The 3,513-nt window shown below is 60.5% G+C and carries 4 protein-coding genes and 1 pseudogene; 2 read left to right on the forward strand and 3 right to left on the reverse strand.

Going from position 1 to position 3,513, the window contains the following annotated elements; all coding sequences use genetic code 11:
- Nucleotides 1-164, forward strand: a pseudogene (locus tag F8N12_RS27115) (ectoine/hydroxyectoine ABC transporter permease subunit EhuD); the annotation flags it as partial.
- Between the two features lie 80 nt (nucleotides 165-244).
- A complete protein-coding gene (ehuA, locus tag F8N12_RS27120) occupies nucleotides 245-1,039 on the forward strand; it encodes an ectoine/hydroxyectoine ABC transporter ATP-binding protein EhuA (protein WP_150583040.1) in 795 nt (264 codons plus the stop codon).
- Between the two features lie 132 nt (nucleotides 1,040-1,171).
- Here the strand turns inward: ehuA and F8N12_RS27125 are convergent, their stop codons facing one another.
- The 3 genes from F8N12_RS27125 to F8N12_RS27135 form a co-directional block, all read right to left on the reverse strand.
- Nucleotides 1,172-1,900, reverse strand: a complete 729-nt coding sequence (locus tag F8N12_RS27125) for an OmpA family protein (protein WP_150583038.1) — start codon at nucleotides 1,898-1,900, stop codon at nucleotides 1,172-1,174.
- Between the two features lie 100 nt (nucleotides 1,901-2,000).
- Nucleotides 2,001-2,645 (reverse strand): MBL fold metallo-hydrolase, encoded by a 645-nt coding sequence (locus F8N12_RS27130; protein WP_150583108.1) that lies wholly within the window; start codon nucleotides 2,643-2,645, stop codon nucleotides 2,001-2,003.
- A 93-nt stretch (nucleotides 2,646-2,738) separates the two neighbouring features.
- The coding region (locus F8N12_RS27135; RefSeq protein WP_318189669.1) for a fumarylacetoacetate hydrolase family protein at nucleotides 2,739-3,513 on the reverse strand (775 nt) is incomplete at its 5' end.

Genomic DNA, 3,513 nt, shown 5'->3' on the forward strand with positions numbered 1-3,513 from the left:
CGGCCATCACCGTGGTGGAAATCATGCAGCAGGCGAAAAACATTGGCTCCGAGAATTTCCGCTATTTAGAGCCGATCACCATGGTCGGTCTGTTTTTCCTCGCCTTGAGCATCGCTTTGGCTTATCTGGTACGGCGCCTCGAAGTGCGTCTGGAGGCACACTAATGACTTCTACATTCTCGACACCCAGTGATCTCTCCCGGCCGGGCCTTCCAACTCCGCTGCATTCGCAGGAGACCAGCGCCATGCAGGCAAACCCGGCAGTCAAGCCGATTGTCAGCTTTCAGGACGTCACCAAAAGCTACGGCAACTTCACCGTGCTCGATCATTTGAATCTGGACGTCATACCCGGCGAAAAAGTCGCGATCATCGGGCCCAGCGGCTCAGGCAAGTCGACGCTGCTGCGCGTGTTGATGACGCTGGAAGGCATTGACGACGGGCTGATCCGCATCGAAGACGATCTGCTGACGCACATGCACAATCGCAACGGAGTGCTGGTGCCGGCCAATGACCGACACATCCGCCGCGTGCGCGGCAAGATCGGCATGGTGTTCCAGAGTTTTAATCTGTTTCCGCACATGACGGCGCTGCAGAACGTGATCGAGGCGCCGGTGCAAGTCCTCGGCATGAAGCCCGCTGAAGCACGCGAACGCGCAGCGGATTTGCTGGAACTGGTGGGATTGGGCAGCAAGCTCGGGCATTACCCGTCGCAGCTCTCCGGCGGGCAGCAACAACGGGTGGCGATTGCACGGGCGCTGGCGATGCGCCCGAAGGTCATGCTGTTTGACGAAGTGACCTCGGCACTGGATCCGGAGCTGTGCGGTGAAGTGCTTAACGTGATCCGCAAGCTCGGCACCGAACATAACCTGACCATGCTGATGGTCACGCACCAGATGGGCTTCGCCAGGGAGTTTGCCGATCGCGTGTGCTTCTTTTTCAAAGGGCAGATCCACGAACAGGGCACACCGGCGCAGATTTTTGAACATCCGCAGCAGGAGCGTACTTGCGCGTTTCTCAGTGCGGTGAGAGAGGCGAACTAGCACAGGAAGGAGAAACACAACTCCCAATGTGGGAGCGGGCTTGCTCGCGAAGGCGGCTTGTCAGTCGACATAGCGCTGTCTGACACGCCGCCTTCGCGAGCAAGCCCGCTCCCACATTGGGGTATAGCGTTGTTATGGGTATTGCTGAACGTTGCCTTGCTGCTGGCCACCGTACTGCTGACCCGGAATAGCTTTCAGATTCACTTCGACGCGACGGTTCTGCGCGCGGCCGTTGACATCGCCGTTGCTCGCCACCGGATTGTCCGGGCCGGCACCGCGGGCGCTCAGGTTGGCTCCACTGACACCTTGCGAGGTCAGGTAAGTCGCCACGCTCTGCGCGCGGCGCTGAGAAAGGTCCATGTTGTGCTGGCGGCTGCCAGTGCTGTCGGTGTAGCCGACGATTTCGATCTGGTTCTGGTTGAATTCCTTCAACGAGCCGGCAAGGTTGTTCAGCGGCTGGTAGAAGCTCGAAGCAATGTTCGCCGAGTCGGTGGCGAAGGTAATGTTACCCGGCATGATCAGCTTGATCTGATCGCCTTCACGCTGAACTTCCACACCGGTATTGGCCATGCTGGCGCGCAATTTTTTCTCTTGCTGGTCAGCGTAGTAACCATAACCGGCGGCAGAAGCACCGACGACAGCGGCACCGATCAGCGCCCCTTTGCCACGGCTGTTGTGATCGATGGCAGCACCGGCCAAGGCTCCGGCCAGCGCACCGAGGCCACCGTATTTGGCGGTTTTGCTCATGCCGGTGGAACCGCTATCAGCCTGGCCCTGATTGTCATAAGGGTTGGGCGACGCGCAGCCGGACAGCAAGGCCACGGCCGAGGCGACAATAATCAAACGCTGCTTGGTGAACATGAAGAGCTCCTACTTTTGCATTCGGTGGTGCAACGGCTCAAGGCATCAGCCTTTGCGGGGTTTTGGATCCTGTCCGGCGAGGAAAATTCCCTGGCCAACCTCACGCGCGCACAAAAGGGTTGTCACGCATTTCATCGCCCAGTCGCGTATCCGCACCGTGACCAGTCACCACAATCGCGTCTTCGTCGAGGGTGTACAGCCGCTGTTTGATGGAACGCACGATGGTCGCCTGATTGCCCCCCCACAAATCCGTGCGCCCTACTCCGCGACGGAACAGCGTATCTCCGGCGATCAGCAGCTTGGCGTCCGCAAACCAGAAACTCATCGACCCCGGCGTATGCCCCGGCGTGTGCAAAGCCACACCGCAACCGCAGGCCAGTTCCTCATCATCGCTGAGCCAGCGATCCGGCGCAGGCACTGGCGTGTAGGGCACGCCGAACATCTGGCATTGCATCTCCAGATTGTCCCAGAGGAATTGATCTTCCTTGTGCAGATGCAGGGTCGCGCCGGTTTTCTCTTTCAACTGGCCGGACGCCAGGAAGTGATCGAGGTGCGCGTGGGTGTGAATGATGCTGACCACCTGCAAACCCAAGGCATCAAGCCGAGCAAGGATAAGTTCGTGATTGCCGCCCGGGTCGACCACGATCGCTTTTTTGCTGACCGGATCGCCGATGATCGTGCAGTTGCACTGCAAAGGGCCGACGGGGAAGGTTTCACGAATGAGTGCGGGGGTTGCGGCTAGCATGGTCGTTCCTGCGCAGTGGATGGCGCAGTTTGGCACAGAGGGATCAGCTCTGACGACGTGGAGGCCTACACACACACCGACACGCGGGCCTCTTCAGGTGAACAACGTTGCCCCCCCGACACCGGCAAACCGCACCTCGACCCTGGCGCTAAACGGTGCCCAGAAAATGCCTGTCCAGCTCCCGGTCGCGATCAGGTCGCCGGCGCGCAATGGGTTGCCTTGTTCTACCGCGTGCCTGGCCAGCCACGGCAGGGAGTTCAGCGGTTCGGCAAAGGGATGGCTGTTGTTGCCGTTGAACACGGGTTGCCCATCGACCCACAGCTCGACTCGCTGATGGGCCCAGTCCGGTGATTGGGTCAAGTCTTGCGCCGGACCAACAATCAAGGCGCGGTTGAGTTGCCGATCGGCCAGCCGCAACAACGGATCGGCCTGATCGCCCTGTATCCAGCGGGTGTCGCACAACTCGATGCCCGGCATCCACGCGTCGATGGCGGCATAGGCGGCGGCCAGGTCAGTGTGCTGGTCGAGATCGCGCCCAAGGCGCACGAACAATTCACCTTCGATGCCGGCGGCATGGCAATAACCGGTGGGCAATTGCCAGCCTGAAGGTTTGATCTCGGTCGCGGGTACGCCGGCGGCGCTGATCAGGCCGTGGGGCGCGCCGCCCAGTTTCCAGGCGCGGGCCGGTGCATCGGCAAACCATCCCACAGCCTCTGCAACCTGTTGCTGGACTTCGTAGGCCTGGGCCTGATTGTCCAGGTGCAAACCTGTCAGCGGCTGACGCACGCCCTCCTCCCAGGCACGGATCAGGCTGGCGGCCACTCGCTGCACGTCATTCATAACGGCAGTTCGTTCTGACGCCGGCGAA

This window comes from Pseudomonas fluorescens (genome assembly GCF_902497625.1).
GTDB lineage: Bacteria > Pseudomonadota > Gammaproteobacteria > Pseudomonadales > Pseudomonadaceae > Aquipseudomonas > Aquipseudomonas fluorescens_BQ.

What these genes read in the sequence shown, in the direction of transcription:
- F8N12_RS27125 (WP_150583038.1), bottom strand. Translation starts at nt 1,900, where the DNA reads ATGTTCACCAAGCAGCGTTTGATTATTGTCGCCTCGGCCGTGGCCTTG.
- F8N12_RS27130 (WP_150583108.1), bottom strand. Translation starts at nt 2,645, where the DNA reads ATGCTAGCCGCAACCCCCGCACTCATTCGTGAAACCTTCCCCGTCGGC.
- ehuA (WP_150583040.1), top strand. Translation starts at nt 245, where the DNA reads ATGCAGGCAAACCCGGCAGTCAAGCCGATTGTCAGCTTTCAGGACGTC.